The 13659-nt window shown below is 67.8% G+C and carries 13 protein-coding genes; 2 read left to right on the top strand and 11 right to left on the bottom strand.

The genetic code is table 11. The features are described 5' to 3' along the window. Positions 1–9 precede the first annotated feature (9 nt). Together CCR84_RS13000 and CCR84_RS12995 are read left to right on the top strand one after the other, a co-directional pair. Entirely contained in the window at positions 10–783 is a 774-nt protein-coding gene (locus CCR84_RS13000; protein WP_201213029.1) for a uroporphyrinogen-III synthase, read from the top strand. A gap of 6 nt (positions 784–789) precedes the next feature. Further along, positions 790–1614: a hypothetical protein gene (locus CCR84_RS12995; RefSeq protein WP_201213020.1), complete on the top strand. Its 825-nt coding sequence runs from the start codon at positions 790–792 to the stop codon at positions 1612–1614. 40 nt (positions 1615–1654) lie between these two features. Here the strand turns inward: CCR84_RS12995 and hemF are convergent, their stop codons facing one another. From hemF to CCR84_RS12940, 11 genes are all read right to left on the bottom strand, one after another. Next, entirely contained in the window at positions 1655–2602 is a 948-nt protein-coding gene (hemF, locus tag CCR84_RS12990) for an oxygen-dependent coproporphyrinogen oxidase (RefSeq protein ID WP_201213018.1), read from the bottom strand. Further along, the gene (purD, locus tag CCR84_RS12985; protein ID WP_201213016.1) at positions 2599–3870 is read right to left on the bottom strand and encodes a phosphoribosylamine--glycine ligase; all 1272 of its coding nucleotides are present in this window, start codon (positions 3868–3870) and stop codon (positions 2599–2601) included. Before purD ends, hemF begins: the two co-directional genes overlap by 4 nt. A 13-nt stretch (positions 3871–3883) precedes the next feature. After that, a complete protein-coding gene (locus tag CCR84_RS12980; protein WP_201213014.1) occupies positions 3884–4555 on the bottom strand; it encodes a DUF3226 domain-containing protein in 672 nt (223 codons plus the stop codon). Beyond that, a complete protein-coding gene (locus CCR84_RS12975) occupies positions 4555–5721 on the bottom strand; it encodes an AAA family ATPase (protein WP_201213012.1) in 1167 nt (388 codons plus the stop codon). The genes CCR84_RS12980 and CCR84_RS12975 overlap by 1 nt, the downstream gene beginning before the upstream one ends. Before the next feature lie 36 nt (positions 5722–5757). Further along, positions 5758–7323 carry a bifunctional phosphoribosylaminoimidazolecarboxamide formyltransferase/IMP cyclohydrolase gene (gene purH, locus CCR84_RS12970; protein WP_201213010.1) on the bottom strand — a complete coding sequence of 522 codons (1566 nt, stop codon included), beginning with the start codon at positions 7321–7323 and terminating at the stop codon, positions 5758–5760. A gap of 91 nt (positions 7324–7414) precedes the next feature. Further along, positions 7415–7651 (bottom strand): helix-turn-helix domain-containing protein, encoded by a 237-nt coding sequence (locus tag CCR84_RS12965; protein WP_201213003.1) that lies wholly within the window; start codon positions 7649–7651, stop codon positions 7415–7417. Next, on the bottom strand, positions 7648–8706 hold the full coding sequence (gene dusB, locus CCR84_RS12960; RefSeq protein ID WP_201213001.1) for a tRNA dihydrouridine synthase DusB: 1059 nt from the start codon (positions 8704–8706) through the stop codon (positions 7648–7650). Before dusB ends, CCR84_RS12965 begins: the two co-directional genes overlap by 4 nt. Before the next feature lie 201 nt (positions 8707–8907). Then, entirely contained in the window at positions 8908–10182 is a 1275-nt protein-coding gene (locus tag CCR84_RS12955) for an FAD-dependent monooxygenase (RefSeq protein ID WP_338052616.1), read from the bottom strand. Beyond that, on the bottom strand, positions 10175–11515 hold the full coding sequence (locus tag CCR84_RS12950; protein WP_201212999.1) for an aminopeptidase P N-terminal domain-containing protein: 1341 nt from the start codon (positions 11513–11515) through the stop codon (positions 10175–10177). The genes CCR84_RS12955 and CCR84_RS12950 overlap by 8 nt, the downstream gene beginning before the upstream one ends. Before the next feature lie 233 nt (positions 11516–11748). Beyond that, positions 11749–12438: an N-acetylmuramate alpha-1-phosphate uridylyltransferase MurU gene (gene murU / locus CCR84_RS12945; RefSeq protein WP_201212991.1), complete on the bottom strand. Its 690-nt coding sequence runs from the start codon at positions 12436–12438 to the stop codon at positions 11749–11751. An 8-nt stretch (positions 12439–12446) separates the two neighbouring features. Beyond that, positions 12447–13511: an aminoglycoside phosphotransferase family protein gene (locus tag CCR84_RS12940; protein ID WP_420825398.1), complete on the bottom strand. Its 1065-nt coding sequence runs from the start codon at positions 13509–13511 to the stop codon at positions 12447–12449. Between the last annotated feature and the right edge of the window lie 148 nt (positions 13512–13659).

The raw sequence follows: 13659 nt of genomic DNA, 5'->3' as shown, positions 1-13659 counted from the left end.
AAAAAGCCGATGAGCCAGCCGCTGCAGGGTGTCACCGTCGTCGTCACCCGGCCGCTGGCGCAGGCGGCCGGTCTCGCGGCAATGATCGAGGCGGCCGGCGGCGAAGCCGTCGTCTTCCCGGTGCTCGAGATCGGTCCGGCCGAAGACCCGGCGCCGCTCGCCGCGGCGATCGACGCGCTCGACGACTACGCATTCGCCGTCTTCGTCAGCCCGAACGCGGTCGCCTACAGCGTGCCGGAGATCCTCGCACGACGCGCCTGGCCCGCGGGCTTGCGTCCGGTGGCGGTCGGCGGCGCTACCGTCGCTGCGCTCGCGCAACACGGGATCGGCCCGACCATCGCGCCTAGCCTGCGCTTCGACTCGGAGGCGCTGCTCGAACTCCCCGAGTTGCAGGCGGCAGCGGTTGCCAGCAAGCGCGTCGCCGTCTTCCGCGGCAACGGCGGTCGCGAGCTGCTCGCCGACACCCTGCGCGAACGCGGTGCCCGCGTCGATTTCATCGCCTGTTACCAGCGCACGACCCCCGCCGGCGGCTCGGCCTCTTTGAAGGACCTGTGGGACAGCGGCTGCTTCGACGCGGTCGCGCTGTCGTCGAGCGAAGGCCTGCGCAACTTGTGGGAGATGCTCGACGCCGAGGACCGCGAGCGCCTCGCCGAGACGCCGCTGTTCGTCCCGCACGCGCGCATCGCCGAGGCCGCGCACGCGCTCGGGCTGACGAACACCATCCTCACCGATCCCGCCGACGCCGGCATCATCGCCGGGCTGTGCGCGCACCCGTGGCGCTGAGCCACCGTGGCTGAAAGCATGCAGCGACTGCTCGCCGAACTGCAGCGGCTTTACTTCCTGCCCGGGCCCGGGTTGCCATCCCAGGCGGCCGGCGCTGGGAACGCACTTCCCGCGGCCGTCGATCTGGTCGACGCCGACGGCCGCGCGCGGGTCATGCTCGTCGATTTCAGGCGTGCCGACGACTGGGTCTCGGTGAGCAAGCTCCTGCACGCGCTGTGCAGCGAGCTCGAGCTGCCGCTGCCGGCGCTCTCGGTGGTGGCGTGTGGTGGCTTTCGCCTCTGGCTGTCGTTTGCCGAAGCGCTGCCGGCCGGCGAACTCGCCGCCTTCGCCGAGTCGCTGCGCCGCCGCTACCTCGCCGACCTGCCCGCTGCGCATCTGGCCTTCGCTCCGGTGGCCGCGGAGCCCTGCGCGCTGCATCTGGTTCCTGCCGCCGATGAGGAGAGCGGCAAGTGGTCGGCCTTCATCGACCCGGCGATGGGCAGCGCCTTCGTCGACGAGCCCGGACTGCCGCTGGCGCCGAACATGCAGCGGCAGGCCGAGATGCTCGCCGGGCTCAAGAGCATCGACCGCGCCGACTGGCTGCGGGTGACTGCGCTGTTGCAGCCCGCGCAGCCGGTGGCGCAGGAGCGCGTGCCAGAGGGCGGCGAGCTGAGCCGCCAGTCAAGCCGTGATCAAGGTCGCGGAAGCTCCGGCCCGGACGTCGCCGGCCATCATGACGACCCGAAGGCTTTCCTGCTCGCGGTGATGAACGATCCCTCGGTCGCCATGCGCGACCGCATCAGCGCCGCGCAGGCACTGCTGCCCTGGTTCGCCGGGCCTTCAGCTTCGTAGGTCGGCTTACGCTGCGCTAACCCGACCTGCCAGACTCTGCCTAGGCCCAGTCGCGCGGCGGCAGCAGTGCGTAGATCCTCGCCTCGGGGCTTCCCGGTTCGGGCTGCCAGTCGTATTTCCAGCGCACCAGCGGCGGCATCGACATCAGGATCGATTCGGTGCGACCGTCGCCGTGCAGGCCGAACAGGGTGCCGCGGTCCCAGATCAGGTTGAATTCGACGTAGCGGCCGCGGCGGTAGGCCTGGAAGTCGCGTTCGCGCTCGCCGAAGGGCGTGTCCTGGCGGCGCGCGACCAGCGGCAGGTAGGCGTCGGCGAAGGCGTCGCCGACGGCGCGCGTGAGCGCGAAGCAGCGCTCGAAGCCGCCGGTGTCGAGGTCATCGAAGAAGACGCCGCCGACGCCGCGCGGCTCGTTGCGGTGCGGCAGGTGGAAGTACGCGTCGCAGGCCTTCTTCATGTCCGGATAGACCTCGGCGCCGAAGGGCGCGAGCGCCTGCTTCAGCGTGCCGTGAAAGTGGCGGATGTCTTCCTCGAACGGGTAGTAGGGCGTCAGGTCGCAGCCGCCGCCGAACCACCACAGCGGCTCGCCATCGGCCGGTGTCACGGCGAGCGCGCGCACGTTGAGGTGCGCGGTCGGGCAGTACGGGTTTTCCGGGTGCAGGACCAGCGAGACGCCCATCGCCGTGAAGGGCGCGCCGGCGAGCTGCGGCCGGGCGGCGGTGGCCGACGCCGGCAGCGCCGCGCCGCGCACCTTCGAGAAGGCGACGCCGCCGCGCTCGAAGACGCGGCCGCCTTCGATGACGCAGGTGAGGCCCTCGCCGGCAAGTGCGGCCTCGCTCGGCTTTTCCCAGGCGTCGCGCAGGAAACGGCCGCCTTCTGCGCCTTCGAGTTCCTCGCAGGCGGCGACCAGGCGCTGCTGCAGCTCGCGGAACCAGGCCTCGGCGGCGCTGCCGCCCTGCGCCGCTGCCGGCCGCGGGGCGGTGTCGCTCATCGGTTGATCGCCCGGTAGCCGATGTCGCGGCGCAGCTGCATGCCGTCGAAGTGGATGCCGCTGGCGACCTCGTAGGCGCCTTGCTGCGCGAGGCGGACGTTGTCGCCGAGCGCGGTGACGCAGAGGACGCGACCGCCCGAGGTGACCACCTTGCCGTCGACCAGGCGCGTTCCGGCGTGGAAGACGTGCGCATCGTTGCTGCCTTCCGACAGGCCGTTGATCGTATCACCGACACGCGGCGTTTCCGGGTAGTTGGCGGCGGCGAGGACCACGCCGAGCGCGACGCGGCGGTCCCACTCGGCTTCGATCGCATCGAGCTTGCCGTCGATCGCGTGCTCGAGCAGGACGGCGAGGTCGGACTTCAAGCGCATCATGATCGGCTGCGTCTCGGGGTCGCCCATGCGGCAGTTGAATTCGAGCGTCTTCACCGAGCCGTCGCGGCCGATCATCAGGCCGGCGTAGAGGAAGCCGGTGTAGGGGATGCCGTCGGCGGCCATGCCGCGCACCGTCGGCATGATGATCTCGCGCATCACGCGCGCGTGGATCTCGGGCGTCACCACCGGCGCCGGCGAGTAGGCGCCCATGCCGCCGGTGTTGGGACCGGTGTCGCCGTCGCCGATGCGCTTGTGGTCCTGGCTGGAGGCCAGCGGCAGCACGTTCTTGCCGTCGACCATGACGATGAAGCTGGCTTCCTCGCCGTCGAGGAACTCCTCGATGACGACGCGGGCGCCGGCGTCGCCGAGCTTGTTGCCGGCGAGCATGTCGTCGATCGCGGCATGTGCTTCGGCGAGGTTCATGGCGACGACGACGCCCTTGCCGGCGGCGAGCCCGTCGGCCTTGATCACGATCGGCGCGCCCTGTGCGTCGACGTAGGCATGCGCGGCGCTAGCGTCGGTGAAGGTCGCGAAGGCCGCGGTCGGGATCTTGTGCCGTGCCATGAAGCGCTTGGCGAAGTCCTTCGAGCTTTCGAGCTGCGCGGCGGCCTTGGTCGGGCCGAAGATCTTCAGTCCGCGCGCGCGGAAGATGTCCACGACGCCGGCAGCGAGCGGCGCCTCGGGGCCGACCACGGTGAGCGCGACCTTCTCGCTTTCGGCGAAGTCGGCGAGCGCGACCGGGTCGGTGAGCGGCAGGTTCTCGAGTTCGGGTTCAAGCGCCGTGCCGGCGTTGCCGGGGGCGACGTAGATCTTGCGGCGCAGGCCGGGTGCCTGCGCCAGCCGCCAGGCGAGCGCGTGCTCGCGGCCGCCGGAACCGATGACGAGTAGTTTCATTAGGGTCTTTTCCTTAGTCAAAAGTTCGTTTGAGCCACTTTTTTAGTGCGAGGAATTTAGGGCTTGTGGTGTCGATCAGGTTGTTGCCGATCAGCGCTGCCAGTTTCTGGCCGGGCACTTCCTGCCAGGCGAGCCAGGTCGCCATTTCGGCCTTGGTCTTGAAGTGCGCCGGGAATTTCGGGGTGTCAATGTCCGTGACCGCAGTCCTTGCGCGGCGCAGCAGGGTTGCCTCGGATCTGGCGGCGATGCCGATACAGAAATCCTCGAGGTAGCCTTCGTTCCTGTTGTTCGGCATGATCCAGACGCCGATGTCCGGAAGCCCTCCGGCGTGCGCGAAAACAATGCCTTCCTCGCCGTCACTGATCGGCGCGTAGTCAAGCGGTCCGAGCTTTCCGGAAATGTGTTCGAGTGTTCCGGAATAGCCCAAACCTCCTTTCGATGCGTAATCGGCGTCGACGATCAGCCCCAGTCGGCTGACGCGTCCGTCTCTGAGTTCTCCGACCAGATCGACGAACAAGTCGATGGCGTTGCCTTTGCCGCGTCCTTTGCCAGCGGCGTAATCGGCCGGTGGACCAACCCAGATCTCTTTCTTTCGGTAGCCGATGCTGTAACAAAAGGCCTCGAAGAACGATCCGTCGATGTCGCCTTCGACGATCAACTTTTTTGATGAGGGATTCGCACTCATCAGCGCACCTCGATGTCGGCTTCCGTCATGCGGCTCAGACGATTCTCGTCGAAAACGGTAGCGAAGATGCGATTAGCGTCTTTCGGGGCGACACTGCGCCCAAGGCGGAAAAGGACACCTTTGGTGGCTGTATCCTCTTGGGCGGATTGACTGAATGCTTCCACACAATCCCTGCTGTGTGTCGTGCAGAAAACTTGAACATCGAGTTCCTTCGCCAGATGAAACACCATGTCCCAAATCTGTTTCTGTACGGAAAAGTGCAAGCCATTCTCGAATTCGTCGAGCAGAAGCAGGCCGCCCTTGGCCGAGAAGAGAGCAAGTACCAACTGCAAAAGCCTTGTCATCCCGTCGCCCATGCTGGCTAAGGGAATTGGAACGGACTGGCCACTGATCTTGACGATCGCTACGCGCGCGCCCTCCTTGGTAAAGCTTCCCTCTTTTTTTTGCACGAAGGCAAGGCCAGAAACCGATTCGTCAATAATCTTGAGCGCCTTGAGCGAGTACTCCTCGGCCTCCGTGAGAGCAACGCTATCCCACATCGATGCCAAGCGTTCCGCCGTGATGAAGTCGGTAGGGACGTAAACGTGGGGAATTGAGCGTGCGTCTGCACCATGAGTCAGGTATCTACGTCTGCTAAGTGGTGTGTCAGCCAAGTCGAGCCAGAATGAACGGTTCTTGGTCGATAAGAAAAGCGCTTGTTCGGGTGTCGTGTCCTGAGAAAAAAGGTCAGGACTGCTTTTTTCTAAAGGCACACGCTTACGGCGACGAAGCGTGCTGCCCGATTCGTCTTGGAATTCCTCGAATACCTCGAAAAACAATCTATGTTCGAGCTGAACGTAAGACCCTCTGCTGGAGTCTCCGATATATATTTCCTTGCCGTCTTCCTCTGGAAAGCGTCGGTTGGGGAATAGGTGGCGAAACGAAGAGTCAATCGCCTCGACACCGGATTCGGAAAGCGGGTTGTCAAATCGCAGGTTCTCGTCGTGGCTTCCCAAAATCGAATAGAGTGTGGCTGGATCACCTTGACTGGCGTAGATTGTCAAGGCTTCGAGAACGGCGCTCTTTCCGCTGTTGTTTTTGCCGACGATGAGATTGACGCGACCGAGCCCATTTATACTGAGCTCGTCGAATAAGCGAAAATTCCTGATGGTCAGGTCATGAATCATTGCGAATCCCATCGTCGGCGGTGAAAAACCAGTCGATCAGTGGCGGAAGTGGCGGGCGCCGGTGAACACCATCGCCAGGCCGTGTTCATCGGCGGCGGCGATCACTTCCTCGTCGCGCACCGAGCCGCCGGGCTGGATCACCGCAGCTGCGCCGGCTTCGGCGAGGACGTCGACGCCGTCACGGAAGGGGAAGAAGGCGTCGGAAGCGACCACCGATCCCTTCAGTTCGAGACCGGCGTGCTGCGCCTTGATGCTGGCGATCTTGGTCGAATCAACGCGGCTCATCTGGCCGGCACCGACGCCGAGGGTCATTCCGTCGCCGCAGAAGACGATCGCGTTCGACTTGACGAACTTGGCGACGCGATACGCGAAGAGCAGGTCCTCGACCTGTGCCGGGGTCGGCGCCTTCTTCGTCACCACGCGCAGGTCGGAGGCCTGCACGTTGAACGCGTCCGGCGTCTGCACCAGCAGGCCGCCGCCGACGCGCTTCAGTTCGAAGGCCTGCAGCGCGCGTTCGAGCGGGACTTCGAGGACGCGCAGGTTCTGCTTGGCGACCAGCAGTTCCTTGGCAGCTTCGGTGAAGGCCGGGGCGATGATCACTTCGACGAAGTGCTTGCGCTCGCTCATCGCAGCGATGACGTCGGCGTCGACGGTGCCGTTGAAGGCGATGATGCCGCCGAAGGCCGAGGTCGAGTCGGTGCGGAACGCCTTCTCGTAGGCGGCGAGCAGCTTGACGTCGATGGCGACGCCGCAGGGGTTGGCGTGCTTGACGATGACGCAGGCCGGCGCGGTGAAGGTCTTCACGCACTCCCAGGCAGCGTCGGCGTCGGCGATGTTGTTGTACGACAGTTCCTTGCCCTGCAGCTGCACGTAGCTGGCGATGCCGCCGGCGACCGGCGCCGTGTCGCGGTAGAAGGCGGCCTGCTGGTGCGGGTTCTCGCCGTAGCGCAGCGTCTCGACGCGGTCGAAGGCGAACTGCAGCGCGTTCGGGAAGGTCTGCGGCTTGTTCTCCTCGTCGAGCGAGGTCAGCCAGTTGGCGATCGCGCTGTCGTAGCGGGCGGTGTGCGTGAACGCCTTCTTGGCCAGGTTGAAGCGGGTCGTCGCCGACAGCGCGCCGTCGTTGGCGGCCATTTCGGCGAGCAGCGCGTCGTAGTCGGCGGGGTCGGTGACGACGGCGACGCCGGCGTGGTTCTTCGCCGCCGAGCGCACCATCGCCGGGCCGCCGATGTCGATGTTCTCGATCGCTTCGTCGAGGGTGACGCCGTGCTTGGCGACGGTTTCACGGAAGGGATAGAGGTTCACGCAGACGAGGTCGATCTGCGGGATGCCGTGCGCGGCGATCGTCGCCAGGTGCTCGGGCAGGTCGCGACGCGCGAGGATGCCGCCGTGCACCTTCGGGTGCAGGGTCTTGACGCGACCGTCGAGCATTTCCGGGAAACCGGTGTAGTCGCCGATCTCGGTGACGGCCAGTCCGGCGTCGCGCAGGAGCTTGGCGGTGCCGCCGGTGGACAGGAGGGTGACGCCTTTCGCGGCGAGGCCGATCGCGAAGTCGAGGGCGCCGCGTTTGTCGGAAAGGCTGATCAGGGCTTGACGGATTTTCATGTTGGCCTGGGAAGTGATGAGCGGGAAGGGTGAGGGGTGAGTTCCGGGAGCACCGGCAGGCGCTGCCTGTGGGCGCTCGGAACGGTGCGGTTCAGCCGAGCAGGCGGTAGTCGACGAGCTTCTTGCGCAGGGTGTTGCGGTTGATGCCGAGCATCTCGGCGGCGAGCGTCTGGTTACCTGCGGCCTGGCGCATGACGATCTCGAGCATCGGGCGTTCGACGCTCTTCAGCACCATGTCGTAGATGCCGGCCGGTTTCTCGCCGTCGAGGTCGACGAAGTAGGTTTCCAGCGCGCTGCTGACGCAAGCCGAAATGTCCTGAGTACTCATGCTGCCAGCCCTCCCCAGGCCGTTTCGTCGCTGTGCTGTCCGGCGTCGGCCGGTGCATCTTCGTTGTAGTGCAAGTGCTCGCCCTGTGCGCCGAGCAGGCGGAAGAAATCGTCGACGGCGCGGCGCTGCAGTTCGACCGTCGGCAGCTGGTTCATCGCGTGGCGGAACGCCGCCGAGCCGGAGAGGCCCTTGGTGTACCAGGAGATGTGCTTCCTGGCGACGCGCACGCCGGTGTCCACCCCGTAGAAGGAATAGAGGTCCTCCAGGTGGCCCAGCAGGATCTCGTGGATTTCGGCGACGCGTGGCGGCGGCAGTTTCTCGCCGGTGGAAAGGTAATGCTCGATCTCGCGGAACAGCCACGGCCGGCCCTGCGCGGCACGGCCGATCATCAGCGCGTCGGCGCCGGTGACGTCGAGCACATGGCGCGCCTTCTCGGGCGAGGTGATGTCGCCGTTGGCGACGACCGGGATCCTGGCTGCCGCCTTGACCGCGGCGATGGTCTCGTATTCGGCGTGGCCGGTATAGCCGCAGGCGCGCGTGCGGCCGTGCACGGCGAGCGCCTGGATGCCGCTCTCCTCGGCGATGCGCAGGATGTTCAGCGCGTTGCGACTGCCCTTGTCCCAGCCGGTGCGGATCTTCAGCGTCACCGGCGTCCCCAGTGCGCCCTCGACCACCGCTTCGAGGATGCGGCCGACCAGCACTTCGTCCTTCAAGAGCGCCGAACCGGCCATCACGTTGCAGATCTTCTTCGCCGGGCAGCCCATGTTGATGTCGATGATCTGCGCGCCGCGCTCGACGTTGTGGCGGGCCGCCTCACTCATCATGCGCGGGTCGGAGCCGGCGATCTGCACCGCGATCGGCGCCACTTCGCCCTCGTGGTTGGCGCGCCGTTGCGTCTTGGCGCTGCCGTAGAGCAGCGAGTTGGAGGTCACCATCTCCGAAACCGCGAGGCCGGCGCCCATGCGCTTGCACAGCTGGCGGAACGGGCGGTCGGTGACGCCCGCCATCGGCGCGACGAAGAGGTTGTTGCGCAGGGTGAAACCGAGGTAGTTCATCGAGGGCGTCGGGGGCGATTGAGGTCGATCCGCACGGGGGGCGGCGACGGTGGCAGAAAAGCGCCGGCGAGGCGCTGCAAGAACGGCACTGAAGATCCGCGCGCAGCGCTGATCCTCTGCCGGTGCCGGCGGCTCCCTGCGCCGCTGCGGACGGCTGGCGGCGAGGCCGAGATTCTACGCCTTCCGGCGCCTAAAAAATAGTCAATCGCCGCGCCAGGTCGGCGCCGCGACGGTCCCGTGCGCCAGACGCCGCGCCAGCGGCGCGCGCAGCGCCGGCAGCACGTCGAGCGCAAGCAGGCCGATGCCGCGCAGCGCGGACATCCCCGGCAGGGTGCTGCCGAAGACGCGGATCAGTCCGTCGGTGAAGGCGATCGTTCCCAGTCGGTCGCCGCGCCGCTGGCGGCGGTAGTCGGCAAGGAGCGCCCCGGCGCCGACGTCGATGCGCTGCTGCGTGACGCTGCGCACCGCGTTGCCGATCACCGTGGCCAGCGTCAGTGCGTCGCGCAGGCCGAGGTTGAAGCCCTGGCCGGTGACCGGATGCAGCGTCTGCGCCGAGGCGCCGATCCAGACTTGGCGCGGCACCGACAGGGTTTTGCGTGCGCGCAGCGCCAGCGGCCAGGCGCTGCGCGGACCGATCGCCGCAAAGTCGAGGCGCGTGCCGAAGTCGGCGCGCAGCAGGGCGAGGAAGGCTGCGTCGTCGAGTTCCAGCAACTCCGGCAGGCGCCCATTGCTGGTCGTGTACACGAGCGAATAGTCGCTGCCGAGCGGCAGCAGGGCCAGCGGACCGTCTGCGGTGAAGCGTTCCCAGGCGCGACCCTGGTGCGCGCGCGCCGGGGTCACTTCGGCGACGATCGCGCTCTGCCGGTAGTCGCGCGTGAGCCAGGCGGTGGCATCGGCCGCGCTGCCCTCGGCATGGACGACCAGGCGGGCGGCGATGCGCTTCGGCTCGCCGCCCGTTGCCAGGGTCAGGGTGATCTGGTCGCGCTCTTCGGCGAGCGCGGCGACGGTCGTTTCGGCGAAGCGCGTGACGCGGGCTGCGCCTGTCAGGGACTGCGCCTGCACCAGTGCCTGCTCCAGCGCCGCGAGCAGCGCGCCGTAGCGCAGCACGTGGCCGAGCGCAGCTTGTCCCTCGGCCGCCACGTCGCTGCCCTCGATCAGCGTCCGGCCGAAGCCACCGCGCTGCGAGACATGGATGTCGCGAATCGGCGTCGCGCTGGCGGCTTCCCACGCGCCGAGCGCTGCCAGGATGCGGCGCGAGCCTTCGGCGAGCGCCAGCGCGCGCGGGTCGTCGCGGCCCGCTCCGGCAGCGCGACGGTCGATCAGCGCGATGCGCAGCGCGACGCCGGCGCCGACCAGCGCGTTGGTCAGCGCCAGACCGACCGGGCCGGCGCCGACGATGGCGAGGTCGAAGCTGTCGGCGACGGATGGCGAAACTCCAGCAGGCGCGGCGGCTTGTGCCGGCATGGGTTCAGTCACGGCGCATCACCTCCTCGATCTCGGCGACCGTCTTCGGTGCGCTGGTGTACACGCTCGCCCCCTCGGCGGTGACGAGCACGTCGTCCTCGATGCGGATGCCGATGCCGGCGAGCGCGGCCGGCACCTTCTCGCCCGGGCGCAGGTAGAGGCCCGGTTCGACGGTCAGCGTCATCCCCGGCGCCAGCGTCGTCCATTCGTCGCCGGACTTGTAGTCGCCCGCGTCATGCACGTCCAGTCCGAGCCAGTGGCCGGTGCGGTGCATGTACCACGGCTTGTAGGCCTCGCGCTCGATTGCGCCGTCGACGCTGCCTTCGATCAGGCCGAGGTCGATCAGCCCCTGGGTGAGCACGCGCAGCGCCGCGTCGTGGTAGGCGGTGAAGGGGGCGCCGGGGCGGATCGCGTCGATCGCGGCGGCCTGCGCGGCGAGCACGATTTCGTAGACCTCGCGCTGCGCGGCGCTGAAGCGCCCATTGACCGGGAAAGTGCGCGTGATGTCGGCGGCGTAGCCTTCGAGCTCGCAGCCGGCGTCGATCAGCACCAGCGCACCGTCGGCGAGCAGGCGGCGGTTGTCCACGTAGTGCAGGATGCAGGCGTTGGCGCCGCCGGCGACGATCGGCGGGTAGGCGTGGCCGTCGGCACCGCGGCGGCGGAATTCGTGCGACAGCTCGGCTTCGAGCTCGTATTCGGCCATCCCCGGACGGCAGGCGCGCATGGCGCGCGCGTGGCCGGCCGCGGCGATGTCGGCGGCCTCGTGCATCAGCCGGATCTCGTGCGCGTCCTTGACGAGGCGCATCGCGTCGAGCGGGGCGCGCAGGTCCCTGATGCTGCGCGGCGGCCGCCTGCCGGCGCGCGCCATGCCACGCACCGCCGCCATCGCCTTGAAGATGCGCGCGTCCCAGGCGCTGTCGTCGCCGAAGGAGTGCCAGACGCTGTCACGGTCGGCGAGCAGCTCGGGCAGGCGCTGCTCGAATTCCTCGATCGGCCAGGCCTCGTCGAAGCCGAAAGTCTCCTGCGCCGCTGCGGGGCCGTAACGGAAGCCGTCCCAGATCTCGCGTTCGGCGTGCTTCGGCCGGCAGAAGAGGATGGCGCGCGCCGGCGCGGGCTGCGCGCCGCGCCGCTCGCCGACGAGGACGAGCACCGCCTCGGGTTCGGGAAAGCCCGACAGATACCAGAAGTAACTGTCGAAACGGTAGGGATGGTGCGTGTCGCGGTTGCGGATGCGCTCGGGGGCGGTCGGCACGATGGCGATGCCGTCGCCGAGCTGTGCCAGCAGGCGCTGGCGGCGCAGGGAGAACGGGGAGTGCCGGCCGGCAGGAGTCAGGGGGGCGGTCATCGGAGGCTTTTCGGGATCGGCGCGGTTTGAGAGGAGGCTGTATCAACCTGAAAAAAGCACTTGACCACGAAATGCACGAAAAAACGCGAAATCATTCATGGGCTTTGACGCTGAGTGGAAACAACCGGATGGGTTGGACACTGAACGACCGCAACCCTATGTTTTGTTTCGTGGCTTTCGTGGCTTTCGTGTTTTTCGTGGATGAAAAGAGGTTACAAGGATCAAAACGATCCTCAGCGGCGCAGTTCGCGGTCGAGTGCGGCGAGGCGTTCGGGCGTTCCGACGTCGACCCATCGGCCGCCGTGGTGTTCCCCGCCGAGGCGGCCGGCGGCGATCGCTGCGTCGAGGAGCGGCCGCAGTTTCATGACTGCGCCGCGCTCGACACCGGCGACGAGTGCCGGCGAGAAGATGCCGATCCCCGCGTAGGTGAGCGTTGCGGCAGCGTGCCGGGCAGCGACGACGCTGTCGCCGACGAGGGCGAAGTCGCCGCCGGGGTGCTGCGGCGGATTGTCGACCATCACCAGATGCGCGTCGCGGCCACGCGCGCCGAGCGTCGCGGCGATGGCCGGTGCGCGCGCCAGGTCCCAGTCGCAGAAGACGTCGCCGTTGATGACGAGGAAAGGGTCGTCACCGAGCAGCGGCTGCGCCCAGGCGATGCCGCCGGCGGTTTCCAGCGCGCCGGCGGGTTCGCGCGACCAGGCGATGCGGACGCCGCAGGCACTGCCGTCGCCGAGGGCGGCCTGCAAGGTGTCGGCCAGATGCGCGCAGTTGATCACCACCTCGGAGAGTCCCGCCGCCGCCAGCCGTTCGAGGTGCCAGACGATCAGCGGCTTGCCGCCGACCTGCAGCAGCGGCTTCGGCAGCGTGTCGGTCAGGGGGCGCATGCGCTCGCCGCGGCCGGCGGCGAAGATCAGCGTCTTCATCGCCACCTTCAGAAGGTGAGGCCGACCGTCACCTGCCTATTTTCGAGCGTGTCGAGCAGGCGCGCCAGCGGCCGCAGCTCGCGGTAACGCTCGCAGGTGCGGCGCAGGTAGTAGGCGACGCGCGGCATGTCCTTCAGGTAGCCGTCCTTGCCGTCACGGTGCTTGAGGCGGGCGAAGATGCCGAGCACCTTGAGCTGGCGCTGCGCGCCCATCCATTCGTAGTCGCGGTAGAAGTCGTGGAAATCGGTCGCGACCGGCAGTCCGGCCGCGCGCGCGGCTTCCCAGTAGCGGATGACGAAGTCGAGCTCCTGGTCTTCTTCCCAGTCGATGTAGGCGTCGCGGAAGAGCGAGACGGGGTCGTAGGTGATCGGGCCATACACCGCGTCCTGGAAGTCGAGGACGCCCGGTGACCGCGGGAATCCCCCGTCGCCGACGACCATCAGGTTGCGCGAGTGATAGTCGCGGTGCACGAAGACCTGCGCCTGCGCCTGGGCGCAGTCGAGCAGCAGGCCATTGACCGTCGCCAGCGTCTCCGCCTGCTTGCTGTCGAGGCTGATGCCGAGATGGCGGGCGACGTACCAGTCGGGGAAGAGCGCCAGTTCGCGCGCGAGCAGTTCGCGGTCGTAGGCCGGCAGGATCCCCGGCCGGCTGGCGTGCTGGATGGCGATCAGCGCTGCGCGCGCGTCGGCGTAGTGCCGCGGCGCACTGCCGCTGTCGGCGGTGAAGGCGTCGAGGTAGGTGCGGCTGCCGAGGTCGGAGAGCAGGAGGAAGCCTTGCGCGAGGTCGCTGGCGAAGACTTCGGGCGTGTTGGCGCCGGCTGCCCGGAACAGGGCGGCAACGGTAAGGAAGGGGCGGCAGTCCTCGTGTGCGGGCGGCGCGTCCATGACGATGCGCGTCGTGCCGTCGGTGAGCGTCACCCGGAAATAGCGACGGAAGCTGGCGTCGGCCGAGGCCGGTGCGATCGCGCCGGCCTGGCCGCCGAGCGCTGCGCTGACGAATTCGTGCACGGCGCGCATACGTTCGTCGCCCGCAGCGGCGAGCGGCGCTGCAGACTGGCCGCCACTCTCTGGCATGGGGTTCATCGGTCTTTCTCCGGAAGGGGCGGCCAGGTCTCTGGCCGGCCTGCATGAATGGGGAGGCCGTGCGCTGCCACGCGCGATCACGGCGGCGGCGCGAAGCAAGGCCTGGTGTTGATGCTAGAATTGCGCGATTTTACACCTG

Source organism: Rhodocyclus purpureus (assembly GCF_016653115.1).
GTDB lineage: Bacteria > Pseudomonadota > Gammaproteobacteria > Burkholderiales > Rhodocyclaceae > Rhodocyclus > Rhodocyclus purpureus.
This window is presented reverse-complemented; position numbering and strand designations above follow the sequence as displayed.

What these genes read in the sequence shown, in the direction of transcription:
- CCR84_RS13000 (WP_201213029.1), top strand. Translation starts at nt 10, where the DNA reads ATGAGCCAGCCGCTGCAGGGTGTCACCGTCGTCGTCACCCGGCCGCTG.
- hemF (WP_201213018.1), bottom strand. Translation starts at nt 2,602, where the DNA reads ATGAGCGACACCGCCCCGCGGCCGGCAGCGGCGCAGGGCGGCAGCGCC.
- purD (WP_201213016.1), bottom strand. Translation starts at nt 3,870, where the DNA reads ATGAAACTACTCGTCATCGGTTCCGGCGGCCGCGAGCACGCGCTCGCC.
- CCR84_RS12980 (WP_201213014.1), bottom strand. Translation starts at nt 4,555, where the DNA reads ATGAGTGCGAATCCCTCATCAAAAAAGTTGATCGTCGAAGGCGACATC.
- CCR84_RS12975 (WP_201213012.1), bottom strand. Translation starts at nt 5,721, where the DNA reads ATGATTCATGACCTGACCATCAGGAATTTTCGCTTATTCGACGAGCTC.
- purH (WP_201213010.1), bottom strand. Translation starts at nt 7,323, where the DNA reads ATGAAAATCCGTCAAGCCCTGATCAGCCTTTCCGACAAACGCGGCGCC.
- CCR84_RS12965 (WP_201213003.1), bottom strand. Translation starts at nt 7,651, where the DNA reads ATGAGTACTCAGGACATTTCGGCTTGCGTCAGCAGCGCGCTGGAAACC.
- dusB (WP_201213001.1), bottom strand. Translation starts at nt 8,706, where the DNA reads ATGAACTACCTCGGTTTCACCCTGCGCAACAACCTCTTCGTCGCGCCG.
- CCR84_RS12950 (WP_201212999.1), bottom strand. Translation starts at nt 11,515, where the DNA reads ATGACCGCCCCCCTGACTCCTGCCGGCCGGCACTCCCCGTTCTCCCTG.
- murU (WP_201212991.1), bottom strand. Translation starts at nt 12,438, where the DNA reads ATGAAGACGCTGATCTTCGCCGCCGGCCGCGGCGAGCGCATGCGCCCC.
- CCR84_RS12940 (WP_420825398.1), bottom strand. Translation starts at nt 13,511, where the DNA reads ATGCCAGAGAGTGGCGGCCAGTCTGCAGCGCCGCTCGCCGCTGCGGGC.